Here is a 16,593-nt window from a genome sequence, read left to right on the forward strand (position 1 = left end):
GCGTTGCGATAATACAGCGCGCTTATTGCGTCATCGTGTCCCCGGTCTCGGCTTCAATGCCCGGCTACTGGCTGCGGAGGCAGATGGGCGCCGGCGTCCCACCGACGACGATCGGTCTTTTCTCATGTAGCTGTCGGGGAAACGAGGCAGGTTTTCCGCCAGAACCCGCCAGTCGTCGCGCTCGCGTTCGCCTTCCTTGCGCGCACCGAACAACTGGATGATGATCTTGCCGTCGGACCCATATGCTTCGAGCGAGGTGACGTGACTGTCATTGGTCGGCTTGCGCACGGCCCAAACCTCACGGATTTGGTGGGTCCTGAGATGCAGCCGGAACGTTTCGTCCAGCACATGGATGCACGGCCCGATCTGCTTGACCGACTTGATTAAGCCGGAATGGGTCTGGATAGAACCTCGGTTGCCGACGAAGCACATGATCGGCAATTCGTCTTCGGCCGCACGCTGGAGCACGGCGCCAACTGCGGCATTGTCGAGCAGCCAAGCGTAATCCTGGCCGACCATGCGCAAAGCCTGGCAGCGGCTGAGCTTGAGCGTCTTTAGAAGGTTGACGTCAGTCAGCCGGCTCCAGTGCTCGCGTAGGTCGTCCACCGTGCCGGCCCAGTCCGCAGTCCTCGCGCCCAGGTCGGCTACTCTCGCCTTAAGCGACATGGTCGGCTCCTGGTTGGCGGATACGAGCTCGGCCACCAGCTTTCGATAGGCATGAAGGTTGGAGACCGGCCTGAGATGCACCTTATGCACTGCTGCGCCGGTGGCGTCGAAGAATTGCAAACTGCGCTGGATTCCGCCGCGATGGCGCCTTTCAACAGCGAAACCATACCTCCAAGCTTGCGGGAAGACGCGAAGGTCGAATTCGTCACCAAGGACCATGGCGTGATTGTTGCCGGTTATCACTCTGTTGAAGACGCCAATCTTTTCGTGCACGGCACCTTGATTGCGGGTCAGCGCCGTCACTTCGCCCACGAATTCGAGGCCCGTCAGAACGTGATTGACGCGCGGGTCGATGCGTGCCGCGCCGAAACCGCAATGGGCCGCGACCAGTTCCGCTTCCGAAATGGCCAATTGGGCTGCGAAATCACGCGCGGGAATGTTCGGACAGACTTCCCACGCACGCCGGATTTCGTTGGGCGACCGCTTCTTGCGCTGATCCATGTTTTTACCCCTGCCCCGTTCTTCTTTTGACGATCGATCGAAAAACGGGCCTCAGGGGTGTGCACGGCGGACGCGATCGATCGTCAGGCACATGCCAGTCGAATCCTGTCTCCGGGCGGTCAGCGGCCAATCGCCGGTAGAGAGCGATTGTTGGGTGGTCGGCGCCAATCGGCCGATCGAGCATTCGGGTACCACCGGCGGTGCTGCTTTCCCACTCAAGGCGGGTCTGATGGATCATATTGCTCTCCTTCGTTCTTCGATTGCGAGGGCAACCCAAAGGTGAATCGGCCGGCAATTTTGCCGCCGCAACGAAGGCTTCACAAAAATCGTGCCAGTTGCTCCGCGGCAAGCTCTGAACATCTTTGGCTCTGTTCATTGCTTTACGCGTGAGTGCATCGCGAACTCAGGCGCCCTTCCTGTGACGCGGACGCGACAAATCCGACAGTAAGTGTCGGTTGTCGGACGTCTCCCCAGCAATCGAGCATAAGAGACGTCGGGATGTCCTACGGTTTTTGACACGTCTTCCCTTTGGCACGGTCCATGCGAGATGATCCGCGAAAACGTCGGACCGAGGAGAAATCGAGCCATGATTACGCTCACCGACAACGCTGTTGCCGCCATCAAGGCCGCTCTTTACCGCGCCAGCGAGCCGGCGGAAGGATTTCGCATCATGGTCCATGCCGGCGGCTGCGCCGGCTTCCAATACTCAATGGGCCTGGAGAGCGTCTCACGTGAGGGCGATGCGATCATCGAGCGAGATGGGCTCAAGGTGTTCATGGATAGAGGCTCCCAACCCCATGCAGCCGGCATGACCGTGGACTTCGTCACTGGGCTCGAAACATCCGGCTTTGTTTTCGATAACCCCAATGCGCGTGAGACGTGCGGCTGCGGCAAGTCCTGCAAATGATTGCGAGGGAACAGGCTATGTTCGACTATAGCGACGCCAAGGAATACTGCGTCGAACCGGCACCGCCGGCGCTCTGGAACCGGCCGACACGCACTGTCGGCCCGGAACAATTGCGTTCGGTGATGCGCCAAATCGCGATCATCGATCGTTGCCGTGGGCAAGCAAACAAAATTGCCCGAAACAGCTGAATTCCCGGCAGATGCCGCCACCAAAGGGCAATGTCGACAGCGACCGGTCAGCCAAGCCATCGCTCGCCCGGCCGCCCACCTTACCAGATACGATATGCGCCAGAGGTTCAATGGCCCGCCTACCCTTGAATCATTTCAGCAGTTGAAGGATCACTCCCATGAACCCTGTCTATCTCGACAACAACGCAACGACGCGGGTTGATCCTGCAGTCGTTGGAGCGATGTTGCCTTTCTTTACGGAGCAATTTGGCAATCATTCGTCCATGCACGCCTATGGCGCATCGGTTGCTGAAGCCGTGAGAAAGGCGAGGCAACAGTTGCAAGCCCTCATCGGCGCGGGATTCGAGGACGAGATCATCTTCACCTCGGGCGGGACTGAAAGCGACAGTACAGCCATCCTTTCGGCGCTGGAGGTGATGCCCGACCGAACGGAAATAGTGACTTCCGCGGTTGAACATCCGGCCGTTCTGAAGTTGTGCGCGCACCTTGAAAAGACGCGCGGCGTCAAGGTGCACATTATCCCAGTCGATCACCACGGCCGGCTCGACCTGGACGCCTACAGAACCGCTCTCACTCCACAAGTGGCAATCGTCTCGATAATGTGGGCGAACAATGAGACCGGTACGATCTTTCCCGTGGTTAAGCTTGCCGATCTAGCCAGGGAAGTCGGCGCGCTTTTCCACACTGATGCAGTGCAGGCGGTCGGAAGGCTTCCGATTGAGCTGAAATCGACCGCGATCGACATGCTGTCGCTCTCCGCCCACAAGCTGCATGGTCCAAAGGGGATAGGCGCGCTTTATGTAAGACGTGGCGTGCGCTTCTCCTCCATGATCAAGGGTGGGCACCAAGAGCGCGACCGGCGTGCAGGCACTGAAAACACACCCGGCATAGTCGGACTGGGCATGGCGGCCGAACTCGCCTTGAAATTCATGGACGAGACAAAACGAATAAAATGGTTGCGCGACCGCCTTGAGAACGGGATCATCCAGCGCATCCCAAACACATCCATCAACGGCGATCCGCAAGAGCGATTGCCAAACACTGCAAACATTGGATTCGAAGGTATCGAAGGCGATGCAATTCCAATTGTCCTGAGCCGGCTGGGAATCGCCTGTTCCGCCGGGTCCGCCTGTGCCTCTGGCTCACTGGAACCGAGCCATGTTCTGATCGCTATGAACGCGGCATGTGGGGCAGTCCGCTTCTCCTTGTCGCGTGACAACGGCGAAGATGACGTAGACCGCGTGCTTGAGGTCCTGCCTGCGATCACCGAGAAGCTACGGGCCGTTCCCAGTGCTGGACTGTGCGGGCGAGGTGCAGAACAGCTTCATTCCGGCCCGGGTCCGAGCGGCACAATAGCCGACGAGCCGTGAGGTCTTCCTCAACGTGACGACCCTGCGCAATGGAGAGCAGTCAAACTCGGGGTCGCCTTCACCACTTCAGAAAAGCTTGAGATCGCCAAGTCTCTTGCCCAGCCGCCGTGCCAGAGGTCGGCACGCCGTCAGCAATGTCACCAATGCATCGACACCACAATTACGCGCCGGGAGAATACAATGAACTGCTCCGCTGATAGCCGCCCGATCGATCGCACCGATATCCTAGCGCGACTGAAGGGCCTGTCGGCCGCGGAGGACTTCTTCGCCTGCCTTGGCGTCTCCTACGACCCGAAAGTGATGAATGTCTCGCGGCTCCATATCATGAAGCGCGTGGGCCAATACCTTGCCGAAGAAGATTTCTCCGGTCTGCCTAACCAGGTAATCGCCGCGCGGGTGCGCGCCAAGCTGGAACGCGCCTACGAAGATTTCGCGACTTCCTCGCCGCTCACGCAACGTGTGTTCAAGGTGCTAAGGGACCACGATCCAAACATATGTCCCGCACCTGGCCGCGCCTTCGTCCCGCTCGACTCTGCACTGAAGCGGTTCGGAAAGTAATGAGCCCGACACGGCTGCGACGCGACAATGTCGAGAAGTCGACAAATCCAGTCCTCATGACGCCTCCTCGGAAGCAAACGAAGCCACCTTCTGGAATAGAGGCAGGAAGACGACTTGGCATGAACGATGCAGGCAATGAGGCGAACCGCCAAGCACGAATCCGGACTGGGAGCTTAGAGAAACCGCCAATGCATATCGTAATCTGCATCAAGCAGGTGCCGGATTCGGCACAGATCCGCGTGCACCCGGTGACGAACACGATCATGCGTCAGGGTGTTCCGACCATCATCAATCCTTACGACCTGTTCGCCCTCGAAGAAGCGCTCAAACTGCGCGACGTTCATGGTGGCGAGGTTACTGTGCTCACAATGGGTCCGCCCATGGCGGAGGACTCGCTGCGAAAGGCGCTCGGTTACGGTGCTGACCGAGCAGTTCTCTTGACGGACCGCTATTTTGCCGGATCCGATACGCTGGCGACTTCCTTTGCTCTTTCGCAAGCAATCGCAAAAATTGGGGAGACTTTCGGCAGGCCGGACATCGTCTTCACCGGCAAGCAGACGATTGACGGCGATACCGCCCAGGTCGGACCGGGCATAGCCAAGCGCCTAGATTTATCGCAACTTACCTATGTCGCGAAGATTGCCTCCATCGATCTCGATACGCGAGAGATCGAAGTCGCGCGTCGCGCCGAAGGCGGCACCCAGTTGCTGAAGAGCAGACTCCCTTGCCTCATTACCATGCTGGAAGACACCAACGAAATCCGCCGGGGCTCGCTCCAGCAGGCTCTGTGCGCGGCGCGCAGGCAAGTCGTGAAGTGGACTGCAGCCGACGCCGGCATTGACGATCTCACCCGGTGCGGTCTGCGTGGCTCGCCTACAGTCGTCAAGCGTGTTTTCGCCCCCACCGCACGGGCAGAAAGGGCGGCGCAGATCGACACCGCGGAAAGGGGCTTGCAGGACATAGCCGATGAACTCATCGCCGATATCTTAACCCGCCGGCCGGCGCTGGAACATGAGCTGGCCTTCAACAGCGGCACGTGACGGCCAGGAGCAGAAAATGTCGACCGCAAGCCAAACCACCCCTCGCATTGCCCCCGGCCGTGCCGGTGTAAAGAAAGAACTTCCCGACCATTTCAAAGACTACCGGCACGTGTGGGTCTTCCTCGAGCTCGAACGCGGCAATGTGCATCCTGTATCATTCGAACTGCTGGGCGAAGGCCGCAAATTGGCCGACAAGCTTGAAGTCCAGCTCGCGGGCGTCGTGCTGGGACCGCCGGGCGAGATGGTCGAGGACGCTGTTGCCGAGGCCTTCGCTTACGGGGCGGATCTTGTCTACATCGTCGATGCGCCGCCGCTCGCCGACTACCGGAACGAGCCGTTCGCCAAGGCGCTCACGGATCTGGTCAATACCCATAAACCCGAAATCCTCCTTCTCGGCGCGACCACACTGGGCAGGGATCTTGCAGGCTCGGTAGCGACGACCCTGCAGACGGGGCTCACGGCCGACTGCACCGAACTTGATGTAGATTCCGACGGTTCACTCGCCGCGACCCGTCCGACTTTTGGTGGCTCATTGTTGTGTACGATCTATACACTAAATTACCGGCCGCAAATGGCGACGGTGCGACCAAGGGTCATGCCTATGCCGCAACGGGTGGATAAGCCGGTCGGGCGTGTCATGCGGCACAAGCTGTCGCTCGTTGAGGACGATATCGTCACCAAAGTCCTCGGCTTCCTACCGGATAACCAGTCGGCAATGGCAAATCTTGCCTATGCGGATGTCGTGGTTGCGGGAGGCCTCGGTCTCGGAGCGGCGGAGAACCTTCAGCTTGTGAAGAATCTTGCCCGAGCGATCGGCGCCGAGCATGGCTGTTCGCGCCCCTTGGTCCAGAAGGGCTGGATGCCGGCTGATCGACAGATTGGACAAACTGGCAAGACCATTCGACCGAAGCTTTACATCGCGGCCGGAATTTCCGGCGCCATCCAGCACCGAGTTGGGGTCGAGGGGGCCGATCTCATCGTCGCGATCAACACCGATCCGAACGCGCCGATTTTCGAGTTCGCCCACCTCGGGATCGTCACGGATGCAATCCGCTTCCTGCCCGCACTGACGGAAGCCTTCACCCGGCGGCTGTCGCCGCACAGTCGAGACAAGCTTGCGAGTTGAGGGAGAGGACATGATTGAACAATTCGATGCCATAGTGGTCGGAGCCGGCATGTCTGGAAACGCAGCTGCTTACACTTTGGCAAGCCAGGGGCTGAAGGTACTGCAGTTGGAGCGCGGGGAATATCCGGGCTCTAAGAACGTCCAGGGTGCCATAATGTACGCGAACATGCTGGAGAAGATCATCCCGGACTTCCGGGATGATGCGCCCCTCGAGCGGCACCTGGTCGAACAGCGACTTTGGGTGTTGGACGACACGTCTCACACCGGAATTCATTACCGGTCGGACGACTTCAATGAGGCGAAACCCAACCGCTACACGATCATTCGCGCCCAGTTCGACAAATGGTTTTCCCGCAAGGTGCGCGAGGCTGGCGCGACGGTCCTGTGTGAGACGACCGCGACGGAACTCGTCCGTGATGGCAATGGCAAGGTGATCGGCGTCCGCACAGACCGGGCTGGCGGAGTGGTCTTCGCGAATGTGGTCGTTCTCGCAGAAGGGGTGTCGGGATTGCTTGGCACTCGCGCAGGCCTGCGCGAGATGCCGAAGCCGGAGACCGTGGCGCTTGCCGTCAAGGAAATGCATTTCTTGCCCGAAGAGGTCATTGGCCAGCGGTTCGGGGTCAAGGGCGATGAAGGCTGCGTAATCGAGGCCGTGGGCACGATCTCTCGCAGCATGGCCGGGCTCGGCTTCCTTTACACCAACAAGGAGTCGATATCACTCGGCATCGGCTGCCTGGTCTCGGATTTCGCCGCGACGATGGAGAGCCCGTCCGCCCTCCTGGATGCGATGAAAAACCATCCTTCGATCCGGCCGCTGATCGCTGGCTCGGAGGTGAAAGAATATGCCGCCCATCTTATCCCCGAAGGTGGTTACAAGGCCATTCCGCAGCTCTTCGGCGACGGTTGGGTCATCGTCGGCGACGCAGCGCAACTGAACAATGCCATTCACCGTGAGGGTTCGAACCTTGCCATGACCTCGGGTCGTGTCGCGGCTGAGGCGATCATCAAAGTCAAAAGCCGCAACGGTCCTATGACCAAAGCGAACCTTGCGCTCTACAAGACGATGCTGGATGACTCCTTTGTGATCAAGGATCTTAAGAAATACAAGGACATGCCAGCCTTGCTCCACACCAATTCCAGCAACTTTTTTGACAGCTATCCGCGGCTGATGTCGCATGCCGCTCAGAACTTCATGCGTGTCGACGGCACGCCGAAGATCGAGAAGGAAAAGAACACCACGGCCGCCTTCATCAACGCGCGCTCGCGCTGGGGGTTGGTCAGCGACGCGGTCCGCCTGGCATTGGCATGGCGCTGAAGAGGGTACAAGATGACGATCGCAGTGACGAAGGTTCGTGTCGAGGACAAACTTTACCAGAACCGCTATCTGGTCGATTCCGGCCGCCCCCATATTATAGTGCGACCGCACGACAAGCCAAGCGCGAACTTGCTTGCGTTGACCTACGTCTGTCCGGCGAAATGCTATGAGTTGAATGACAAGGGTCAAGTCGAGATCACCGCCGACGGCTGCATGGAATGCGGCACCTGCCGGATATTGTGCGAGAAAGGCGGCGACATCGAGTGGAACTATCCGCGCGGCGGCTTTGGTGTCCTGTTCAAGTTCGGATGATCAGCCGGGACCGTGCCAAGAGCATGCCGGCAGCGAGCAACTGCGGCACACCATGAGCCTCTCCATCCACTTGCAAAGAGCTAGTGAATATTGGCCTTTCGCAATTCAAATTTCCTTGACTCGTTAGCGGTGTCCTCAGGCCACGGCGCTGCCCTGTGCGCCGGACTTACCACCGGTCACGTGGTCGAGCCCCTTTGGGACAACGCCCGGCCATCGTGCCGGATGGCAGCCACAACGGCCGGTGAGCAAGTGGAACGGCACAACCCATGGCAAAGACGTATGTGCTAGTGCATGGTGCCTGGCATGGCGGATGGTGTTGGCGGGACGTGGCTGCCAATCTTCGCAAGATGGGATGCCACGTGACCACGCCGACCAGGTGTCGGCGAACGCGCACGTTTGCTGTGCAAGGACATCACGCCCGACACATTCGTGACCGACATCGTCAACCACATTGTGACGGAAGAGCTGAGCGATGTGATCCTTGTCGGTCACAGTCTAGGCGGCATCAGCATCACCGGCGCCGCCGACCGGATACCCGACCATATCAGCCATCTCGTTTATCTCGACAGCGCCATCGTCGAGAGCGGTCAAAGTGTATTCAGCACCATGCCCCCCGACATCGTCGCGGCCCGTCGAAAATTGGTTGCGGAGGAAGGACGGGGTATCTTCATGCCGACTCCGCCGCCAACAGCATTCGGCATTCCCGAGGGACACTCGCTCACGGACTGGGTGCGGCGCCGGATAACACCGCATCCGGCAGGCACCTACGAAAGCGGACTTAAGCTCGAGCACCCGCTCGGCAACGGCAGACCCCGAACCTATGTCGTCTGCACTAATCCACTCCACCCGCCGATGGCGGGAGCGCGAGAATGGGTCGCGAAGCAGGATGGCTGGGCGTGGCAGGAACTCGCCACTGGCCACGACGCAATGATCCTCGCGCCGACGGAAGTTGCTCTCCTTCTTAGCGCAGTCGGCTGAGGAACCAAGTAGGGTGAGCGGCGGCCGATTCTCAGGCCGTGGCCTTGAGCTCTGGTGCACGGATAGGCCCAACGGGTCGTTCCGGTGGCGCCACCGAAACCACTAGGCGGGAGTGGCCTGTCCTGCCGACGTCGCAAGCTTGCGAGCGTTCCGCCGCGGCCGCAGCCCGTAGCGCCGGGCAACCTCCGAGATCACCGCGTCGGCTCCAGGGTCTCGGAATGACTCCGTGCCTTGTCGTCCATCGACCAATGCCGCCGACCAACAGCGCCGTTGATCACCCTCGAAAACGCCGAGGCTGCCGCTCAGGGTCAATCGTAAGTTCAAGTTCAGACACAAGCCGATCTCCGATCCACCTCAGAATCGGCAGGCCCACAGATCGCGGGTCCTCCTGGAAGGACACAGCGCTTACCCTTGAAATATGGAGAACCATGGCTTTGCGCCGTCGGCAGTTGAGCTGATCTCGCAATGCTATTTCCCCGGCAACGTCCGAGCCGGAGAACTGCGTGCTTGGCGTTCTCCTCTGGAAGGAACCAATCTTTCGGAACGTGGCAATGTCATCGACGAGCTCTCACGGGCCAGCACGATGCCGGTTCGGCGCATCGGCGCCCCCTGAACACGAGATAGCCACTTGCGATTCTAACGATACGGCCGGACGGGGGCTGAGACCGCGGCGGACGGAGCGTGACGGCTGATCGACACAATGGAGAAGGCCGGCTGGGTTCAGGCTAATGCGGCTCGAATTCTCGGCCTCAAGCTGCGACAAGTCGGCTAGGCGATACGCCGGCATAGTATCGAGGTGAAGGAAATTCTAAGAGCCTGATGAGCCAATCGTCAGGCCAGTGGTCTTGCGCGCCCTGTGCGCGACAAGGAGTGCTTCGTGCTTCTGAACGGATTTGGACTTGCACTGTCGCAAGCAGGACAAAATTGTGTCGCGCCGGCCTGACACAATGCGATATCGACCCGAATAGTGAACTGAAGCCGCTTTTTTCAGTTGGTATGGCTCTTGCACCTTGAACCGCGACGTTACCAGCAACGGAGCCGTTTGATGTCCTCACCGACAGTTTCGATTGAGGGGCCGACTAGCACGACATCCGAGGGTTTTCTGGCAGCCGCGAAATCCGGTGGCTGCGCATCGTCCTCCTACGGCTCGTCGCCGACCAGCCCGGGCGAAGGGGATCCGGCTATTTGGGAAAGGATCAAGGATCACCCCTGCTTTTCGGAGGAAGCGCATCATTATTTCGCGCGTATGCATGTGGCGGTCGCGCCGGCTTGCAATGTCCAGTGCAACTATTGCAATCGCAAATACGATTGCGCCAACGAGAGCCGGCCTGGTGTTGTGTCTGAGAAGTTGACGCCCGACCAAGCGCTACGCAAGGTCATCGCCGTTGCCAACAAAGTTCCGCAGCTTTCGGTTCTTGGCATCGCTGGGCCGGGGGATGCCTGTTACGATTGGGAGAAAACGAAGGCAACGCTCGACCGCGTCATCAGGGAAATCCCCGACATAAAGCTGTGCGTCTCCACTAATGGGCTCGTGCTGCCGGACCATGTCGCCGAGCTTGCCGAAATGAATGTTGATCACGTGACGGTCACCATCAACATGGTCGACCCGGAAGTCGGCGCGAAGATCTATCCATGGATCTTTTATGAAAATCGCCGCTACTTCGGCATCGAAGCCGCTCGAATCTTGCACGCGCGGCAGATGCTGGGCCTGGAGATGCTGAGCGCGCGCGGCATCCTCACCAAAATCAACTCGGTGATGATTCCTGGAGTGAACGACCAGCACCTGTTTGAGGTGAACAAAATGGTCAGGGAGCGGGGCGCGTTTCTGCACAACGTGATGCCTCTGATTTCGGACCCGGCGCACGGTACCCACTACGGACTCATCGGGCAGCGCGGCCCAACGGCAATGGAGATGATGGCTCTTCAGGATCGACTTGAAGGTGGCGCCAAGTTGATGCGCCACTGCCGGCAGTGCCGGGCAGATGCTGTCGGCCTGCTCGGTGAAGATCGTGGCCAGGAATTCACGCTGGACGGGATTCCCGACGATGTCGCCTACGATGCTGGCAAGCGTCAGGCCTATCGGCAGGTGGTCGCACACGAGCGCCGTGATCATGAGGCGGCGAGGAGCGAGGCCATCGGTATGGTCAAGGCAACAGACTCCGAAAAGTCGCTTCTGGTTGCGGTGGCCACTAAGGGAGGTGGACGGGTCAACGAACACTTCGGCCACGCGAAGGAATTCCAGGTTTATGAAGTCTCGCCTAGAGGGATCAGCTTGGTCGGGCATCGGAAGGTCGAGCGGTATTGCCTCGGAGGCGGGGGCGAAGACGCCATCCTCGAGGGCGTCATCGCAGCGCTCGAAGGCATACACATAGTGCTATGCGCCAAGATCGGAAATCGCCCGAAGGAACAACTCTCGCGAGCTGGACTGCGCGTAACCGACGCCTATGGCCATGACTACATCGAGACCGCAGTCAGCGCACTTTACGCGGCAGAGTTTGGGATCAGACCACTAGCGGCGACGGCCTGAGCCGTCTCGTCCGATAACCAGGAGTTAGAATGGCTTTAAAGATCATCGCATCCCAATGTACCCAATGCGGGGCCTGCGAGTTCGAATGTCCTTCGGAAGCGATCAAGTTCAAGGGCGACGCCTATGTGATCGATCCAAACAAGTGCACCGAATGCAAGGAGGCCTTCGATACGCAGCAATGCGTGTCGGTCTGTCCGGTACCGAAAACCTGCGTTCCCGCTTGATTCCTACCGAAACGGTCGGGTTCGCCGCACGACGACGCCTGCAACCCGCGACCACAACAAAAGCCTCGAGAAAGGAATGGACAGCATGTGGTCCAGACGCGAACAGGAGGTCGAAATCGGCAGACCGCCACGGTTCATGCAGGGTGAGCGGGTCCGTGCGATACGCCACATAAAAAACGACGGCACCTATCCCGGCAAGGAGATCGGCGAAAACCTCGTGCGGAAGGGCGACGAAGGCTACGTGCGCGACATTGGAACCTTTCTCCAGCAATTCTTCATCTATGCGGTCGAATGGATCGATCGTGGCACGGTCGTCGGCATGCGAGCGCGCGAACTCATTAGCCTCGACAAAGTCGAGGTTCCCTGCGGAGCTGAAGGCATTTCCAACGGGGGAACAGCCGGATGAAAGTAATGATTCGCAGGACCGCTACTGGCTTGTCGGCTTATGTCCCCAAGAAGGATCTCGAAGAGCCGATCACCGAGATTGAGAACGCTGACTTATGGGGCGGGACCGTGACGCTCAGGAACGGTTGGCGGCTCATGCTGCCCGACCTTCCGCGCGACACGCGTTTGCCGATCACCGTCGAGGCGATGAAGATTTCCGACGGGGCCTGATGCCGGTGGGTTCAGTGGCGGAGAGGAAACGCGTATGAACACGATGCTGAGCTGGGACCATCTCGTCGTCGTCCGGGGCAGTTTTGCCAAAAAACTGATTGACCTGCTGAACGGCGCTCTCAAGGCCGATCGAGTGATCCCCTATCTCGGTCCTGGTCTTCTGCAGCTTAACCCACCGGAATCACCTGTACCTTGCACCCCTGAAGATGTCGCCGCGGCCCTCAACAAGCGGGCGCCTGCCCCTTCCAGGATTCGCACCAATATGTGGTCGGTCGCGCAGTTTATCGAGCAGCGCCGACATCGTCGGACTCTCCAAGCGTGGATGGCGGAGATATTCGCAGCCCCCGCCGAGCCGACCGTTCTTCACGCCTGGCTCGCAACCCTTCAACTGTCTGTCATCATCGACAGCTGGTACGATGGCGCCATGCGAGCAGCCCTTGCAGAGGCCGGCCAAACAGACGTTGTCGAGATACAAGGAACGACGCGCGCGACCGGAATCGGTAACATCTGGACGAGAACTTACGATTTGTCAGGAACAGAACTCGAGGCCGAACAAGTGGCTAGGACGGTGCTCTATGCGCCGCACGGCAGCGTCAGGCCGGCGGCAAACTTCCTCGTGGCTGATTCCGATTACGTCGAAGTCCTAACCGAAATTGATATCCAGACGCCGATCCCGGACGCGGTGAAGCAACGGCGCGTCAACCGGGGTTTTTTCTTCGTGGGCTGCCGCTTCAACGATCAGATGCTGCGCACATATGCCAGACAGCTGATGAAGCGCTCCACTGGCCCACATTTTGCGGTGATCGATTCGGCTACGCTGACCAGAAACGAACGTCGTTTCCTTGCCGAAGGCGCAATCACGGTCATCGACATGCCGATCCGCAACGCCGCGGCTCGCCTCGTCGGGGTCGATGCTAGCCAGGATTAATGGCCGGCGATTGCTGGTGAGTCGCTGCTTGCCTCCAAGGGCGAAAACTCAGTTGGGAATACATTCGTGAGTAGTAATGCTAGTGGCAGCACAACGTAGGCTCTGAATTCGTTGGGCGATGTGAAAGGGTCCGCTGCTGCGGGACGTGAGCACGTTGCGGCGGCATTACGCACATGATCTTGTGACCCCCGTGGCAAAAGAACTGAAGCGCCCGAGTCGCGACAACATATGCAGCGCTCAATGGCTTCGACAAAAATTCGGCACAGTTTCGACAGTTCGCATGCACCTCCAGGGTCAACGAGGTTGATTATGCCTGTTTATGTGGGTCGGCCACGCGAGCAGGAATTCCCACTACCTTTGCCCCGGCGGGAACATCTCGTGTGACCACGCAGCCAGCGCCTACCACTGCATTATCACCAATCGTGACGCCAGGCAGAATGATTGCTCCACCGCCGATCCAGACACGGCTGCCAATGTGAACAGGACGCCCGACCTGCAGGCCGGCCTGCCGCTGCTCGGCATCATGTGGATGATCGGCGGTATAAATCTGCACAGCAGGCCCAATTGCCGTTCCTTGCCCGATTTTGACCTCTACCACGTCAAGAATAACGCAGTTGAAGTTGATGTAGGCATTGGCTCCAATGCGGATATTGAATCCGTAGTCGCAAAAAAAGGGCGGACGGATGACCGTTCCGCGCCCAACCTCTCCCAGCCGCTCGGACAAAAGCTCATGCCAATGCCCCGTGGTCTGCCCCAGCGTATCATTGTACCGCTTGAGCCAAGCCCCGGTGGCCAACAGGTCAGCTTGGATCTCCGGATCCGCCGCATTGTAAAACTCGCCTGCGAGCATCTTTTCTTTTTGGCTACGCATCATAGTCTCCCGTCAGGTCGTGTCCCGTACAGTGATGCAGGAACGCACATCAAACTGCCTCGGCAACTTTGTAACTCGGTCTTGCCGGGCGCGCGGTCGGTCACGAGCCGGGGCGACAGTTTCGTCTCGACCAACTTCCGCGAATTTGGATATCGCAGATCAACCGGTCGCAGGGGCCAATACCTGACGAGGTCGGCAACTGTCCAGCGGTCGAACTCACTTTCATGCCCATCTCAGATTGCGTGATATCGAGCGGTAAGCCATCAGCTAATGTATCGACCAGGTCCCGCCAGCGGAGATCTGCGCGTCGCCTCTACGCATGCTGGCGTGTCACCAATAATACATCGATTATTTCTGGATCCAGGCACGTCGAATTGATTTGCCTTGCGGTGTAGAGCGAAGTTACTAGCCATAGGATTACTCCTTTTTAGTTTGTCAGTCGCAGAGCCCCAGTATGACTACGTGGTAGAAAGCACACGGCCGGAATCTTGGCAGCGCTGTTCACACCCACTTCGTAAGCCTGGCCGATGGGCTCGCCAGAGCACCAATGCTTGACCTGCTCCAGCTCTTGCTCGGCGGGTTGTTTCAGAGACGCTTGATCTCGATACCGCGTTTTCTCAGCACGTAGCCGATCTGGCGCGGGGTCAAACCGAGCAGGCGCGCCGCCTTTGCCTGCACCCAGCCACACTTTTCCATGGCAGCAATGACCGTATCGGCATCGGGCACCCTACCACGACTCGTGGCAGGGCCTATCGGCGCTTGCCCGTCGCCGACGGGCGGGGCGGCACAGGCGGCGGAAGGCTGGATCGTAGTCGACTTCTCTGACGTCGGCGGTCCGTTCTTCCACAGCGCCGCGGCCAAGCACTGATCCGCGTAACAGGCAAAGTCAGTTCTGAGGATTGATGGACCCGTCGCCAGAACTGCCGTCCGTTGAACGCAGTTTTCGAGCTCTCGGATGTTGCCTGGAAATTCGCAGTTCATTAGCACCTCAATCGCTTCGGGAGCGAAGGTCAGCGTGTGATCATTCTCAGTATTGAAATTCTTGAGAAACTGAGCGGCCAAGAGCGGAATATCACCTCGCCTTTCGCGCAATGCCGGCACGCGTAAAGTGACGACGTTGATGCGATAATAGAGGTCTTGCCGGAACTCCTTGCGTTGAACTGCCGTTTCCAAGTCCCTGTTCGTTGCGGCAATCACGCGAACATCAACTTTAATGGTGTGGTTGCTGCCGACGCGCTCAAACTCCTGCTCCTGCAGGACACGCAGCAGCTTAGCCTGGAACGAACCTGATATTTCGCCAATCTCGTCCAGAAACAATGTGCCTTTGTCGGCAGCCTCAAAGCGCCCCTTGCGCAAACTGCTCGCGTCGGTGAAGGCACCCTTCTCATGACCGAACAAGTCAGATTCCAGAAGCGTCTCGGTGAGCGCCGCGCAATTGACCTTGATGAAGGGCTGCTTGGCGCGAGGCGAGAGCTCGTGAATGGCTTTGGCAACCAGCTCCTTACCGGTTCCGGATTCACCTCGCAACAGGACCGTAGTCTTCGCCTTGGCCACCTTGACAAGGTGCTCACGCAGCTTGCGCAGCGCCTGACTATCGCCAAGCATCTCCTTGCTGATCTTTTTACGTTCCATTTGGCAGCCCATCCCACTCCGCCACCCGCCGGTAGAACTGCACTGGACGGTGAGCTGTGTTGTATTTCGTCATCATCATTCTCGATCTCACCTTTGTTGCTTCGAAATTTTCGGCGCGCGGACGCCCTCGGCAAATGGCAATGGCGCCTGAGCATCGTTGCCTTTCACCAGGACGAGCGTCTTCCTCCGCGCGGGCGCTCGCAATATGCGGTTTGCGCAGGCCTTTACTCGACCGGTCGCTGTTCTGTCCGGCTTCTGCCGCACCGCAGCCTGCAAACTCATCCTTGACAAGAAAGGAGGGGAGTCAACCGAGCTCTCCTTGCATTTATGCAAGGAAAATTGTCAGTTTGATAGAATTCTATCAAAACGGCAGAAACGCCCCGCCCCAGTTTGGCTGTACCTGCGGCGTTCAGCGTACGTGACGACATGTGCGGACTTGTCCCAATTGCCATCCGAGTTGTGCGGAACAGTAGCTGCTGCGCTGTTCGCTTCAACCGCGTGAGGCCGGAGACAGTAGAGACGGCGGCTCGTCGAGCGAGGTTTCATTGTTCGGCTACTAAACCGGCTGTCCTTTGGTGGGAGTTGGTTTCGCCCAAGTTCTGGGCCTGGGGGCGTCTAGCCCGTTTCGCCGCACAGGCTCCTTCCACATCGTCGAGGCCGAGAAGGAGGGACCCCACAGCTCTCCCTGTATCACAATGCCCCGCCCCTCAAGCAGCTAGATACGACAGGTGACCTCAAATGAGGCGTCTTGCATGGCTTCTACACCTGCCTGAATGCCAGAACTGCGTTCGTACCGCCCATGGCGAAGGCGTTGCTCATGGCGACGCGCACCTTG

At 58.9% G+C, this 16,593-nt stretch carries 15 protein-coding genes and 2 pseudogenes; 14 read left to right on the forward strand and 3 right to left on the reverse strand.

Annotation, left to right across the window (positions count from 1 at the left end; all coding sequences use genetic code 11):
- Positions 1-135 precede the first annotated feature (135 nt).
- Positions 136-1,167 (reverse strand): annotated as a pseudogene (locus tag EN824_RS23375) (ChuX/HutX family heme-like substrate-binding protein); the annotation flags it as partial.
- A 586-nt stretch (positions 1,168-1,753) separates the two neighbouring features.
- On the opposite strand from EN824_RS23375, the gene EN824_RS23380 reads away from it, so the two are divergent.
- From EN824_RS23380 to EN824_RS23445, 14 genes are all read left to right on the forward strand, one after another.
- Positions 1,754-2,074 carry an iron-sulfur cluster assembly accessory protein gene (locus EN824_RS23380; protein WP_029356570.1) on the forward strand — a complete coding sequence of 107 codons (321 nt, stop codon included), beginning with the start codon at positions 1,754-1,756 and terminating at the stop codon, positions 2,072-2,074.
- 346 nt (positions 2,075-2,420) lie between these two features.
- Entirely contained in the window at positions 2,421-3,632 is a 1,212-nt protein-coding gene (nifS, locus tag EN824_RS23385) for a cysteine desulfurase NifS (RefSeq protein WP_126063817.1), read from the forward strand.
- A gap of 180 nt (positions 3,633-3,812) precedes the next feature.
- Complete coding sequence (gene nifW / locus EN824_RS23390) at positions 3,813-4,190, forward strand: nitrogenase stabilizing/protective protein NifW (protein ID WP_024505239.1); 378 nt, start codon at positions 3,813-3,815, stop codon at positions 4,188-4,190.
- Positions 4,191-4,378: 188 nt separating this feature from the next.
- Positions 4,379-5,230: an electron transfer flavoprotein subunit beta/FixA family protein gene (locus EN824_RS23395; RefSeq protein WP_126063816.1), complete on the forward strand. Its 852-nt coding sequence runs from the start codon at positions 4,379-4,381 to the stop codon at positions 5,228-5,230.
- A gap of 16 nt (positions 5,231-5,246) precedes the next feature.
- A complete protein-coding gene (locus tag EN824_RS23400; RefSeq protein ID WP_126063815.1) occupies positions 5,247-6,356 on the forward strand; it encodes an electron transfer flavoprotein subunit alpha/FixB family protein in 1,110 nt (369 codons plus the stop codon).
- A gap of 10 nt (positions 6,357-6,366) precedes the next feature.
- Positions 6,367-7,671 (forward strand): FAD-binding protein, encoded by a 1,305-nt coding sequence (locus EN824_RS23405; RefSeq protein WP_126080604.1) that lies wholly within the window; start codon positions 6,367-6,369, stop codon positions 7,669-7,671.
- Positions 7,672-7,683: 12 nt separating this feature from the next.
- A complete protein-coding gene (locus EN824_RS23410) occupies positions 7,684-7,983 on the forward strand; it encodes a ferredoxin family protein (RefSeq protein ID WP_024505235.1) in 300 nt (99 codons plus the stop codon).
- Between the two features lie 396 nt (positions 7,984-8,379).
- Entirely contained in the window at positions 8,380-8,961 is a 582-nt protein-coding gene (locus EN824_RS23415; protein ID WP_287152319.1) for an alpha/beta fold hydrolase, read from the forward strand.
- Positions 8,962-9,661: 700 nt separating this feature from the next.
- The gene (locus EN824_RS35650; RefSeq protein ID WP_245467364.1) at positions 9,662-9,733 is read left to right on the forward strand and encodes a helix-turn-helix domain-containing protein; all 72 of its coding nucleotides are present in this window, start codon (positions 9,662-9,664) and stop codon (positions 9,731-9,733) included.
- A 273-nt stretch (positions 9,734-10,006) separates the two neighbouring features.
- Entirely contained in the window at positions 10,007-11,488 is a 1,482-nt protein-coding gene (gene nifB / locus EN824_RS23425; protein WP_024505233.1) for a nitrogenase cofactor biosynthesis protein NifB, read from the forward strand.
- A 29-nt stretch (positions 11,489-11,517) separates the two neighbouring features.
- Positions 11,518-11,712 (forward strand): 4Fe-4S binding protein, encoded by a 195-nt coding sequence (locus EN824_RS23430; protein ID WP_024505232.1) that lies wholly within the window; start codon positions 11,518-11,520, stop codon positions 11,710-11,712.
- An 85-nt stretch (positions 11,713-11,797) separates the two neighbouring features.
- Positions 11,798-12,118 carry a nitrogen fixation protein NifZ gene (locus tag EN824_RS23435; RefSeq protein WP_024505231.1) on the forward strand — a complete coding sequence of 107 codons (321 nt, stop codon included), beginning with the start codon at positions 11,798-11,800 and terminating at the stop codon, positions 12,116-12,118.
- A complete protein-coding gene (nifT, locus tag EN824_RS23440) occupies positions 12,115-12,327 on the forward strand; it encodes a putative nitrogen fixation protein NifT (RefSeq protein WP_024505230.1) in 213 nt (70 codons plus the stop codon). The genes EN824_RS23435 and nifT overlap by 4 nt, the downstream gene beginning before the upstream one ends.
- Positions 12,328-12,361: 34 nt before the next feature.
- Positions 12,362-13,255 (forward strand): SIR2 family protein, encoded by an 894-nt coding sequence (locus EN824_RS23445; protein WP_024505229.1) that lies wholly within the window; start codon positions 12,362-12,364, stop codon positions 13,253-13,255.
- A 307-nt stretch (positions 13,256-13,562) separates the two neighbouring features.
- On the opposite strand, the gene EN824_RS23450 is transcribed toward EN824_RS23445, so the two are convergent.
- Positions 13,563-14,129 carry a sugar O-acetyltransferase gene (locus tag EN824_RS23450; RefSeq protein ID WP_024505228.1) on the reverse strand — a complete coding sequence of 189 codons (567 nt, stop codon included), beginning with the start codon at positions 14,127-14,129 and terminating at the stop codon, positions 13,563-13,565.
- 582 nt (positions 14,130-14,711) lie between these two features.
- A pseudogene (gene nifA, locus EN824_RS23455) lies at positions 14,712-15,755 on the reverse strand (nif-specific transcriptional activator NifA); the annotation flags it as partial.
- Positions 15,756-16,593 lie beyond the last annotated feature (838 nt).

This window comes from Mesorhizobium sp. M8A.F.Ca.ET.181.01.1.1, from assembly GCF_004792025.1.
Lineage (GTDB): Bacteria > Pseudomonadota > Alphaproteobacteria > Rhizobiales > Rhizobiaceae > Mesorhizobium.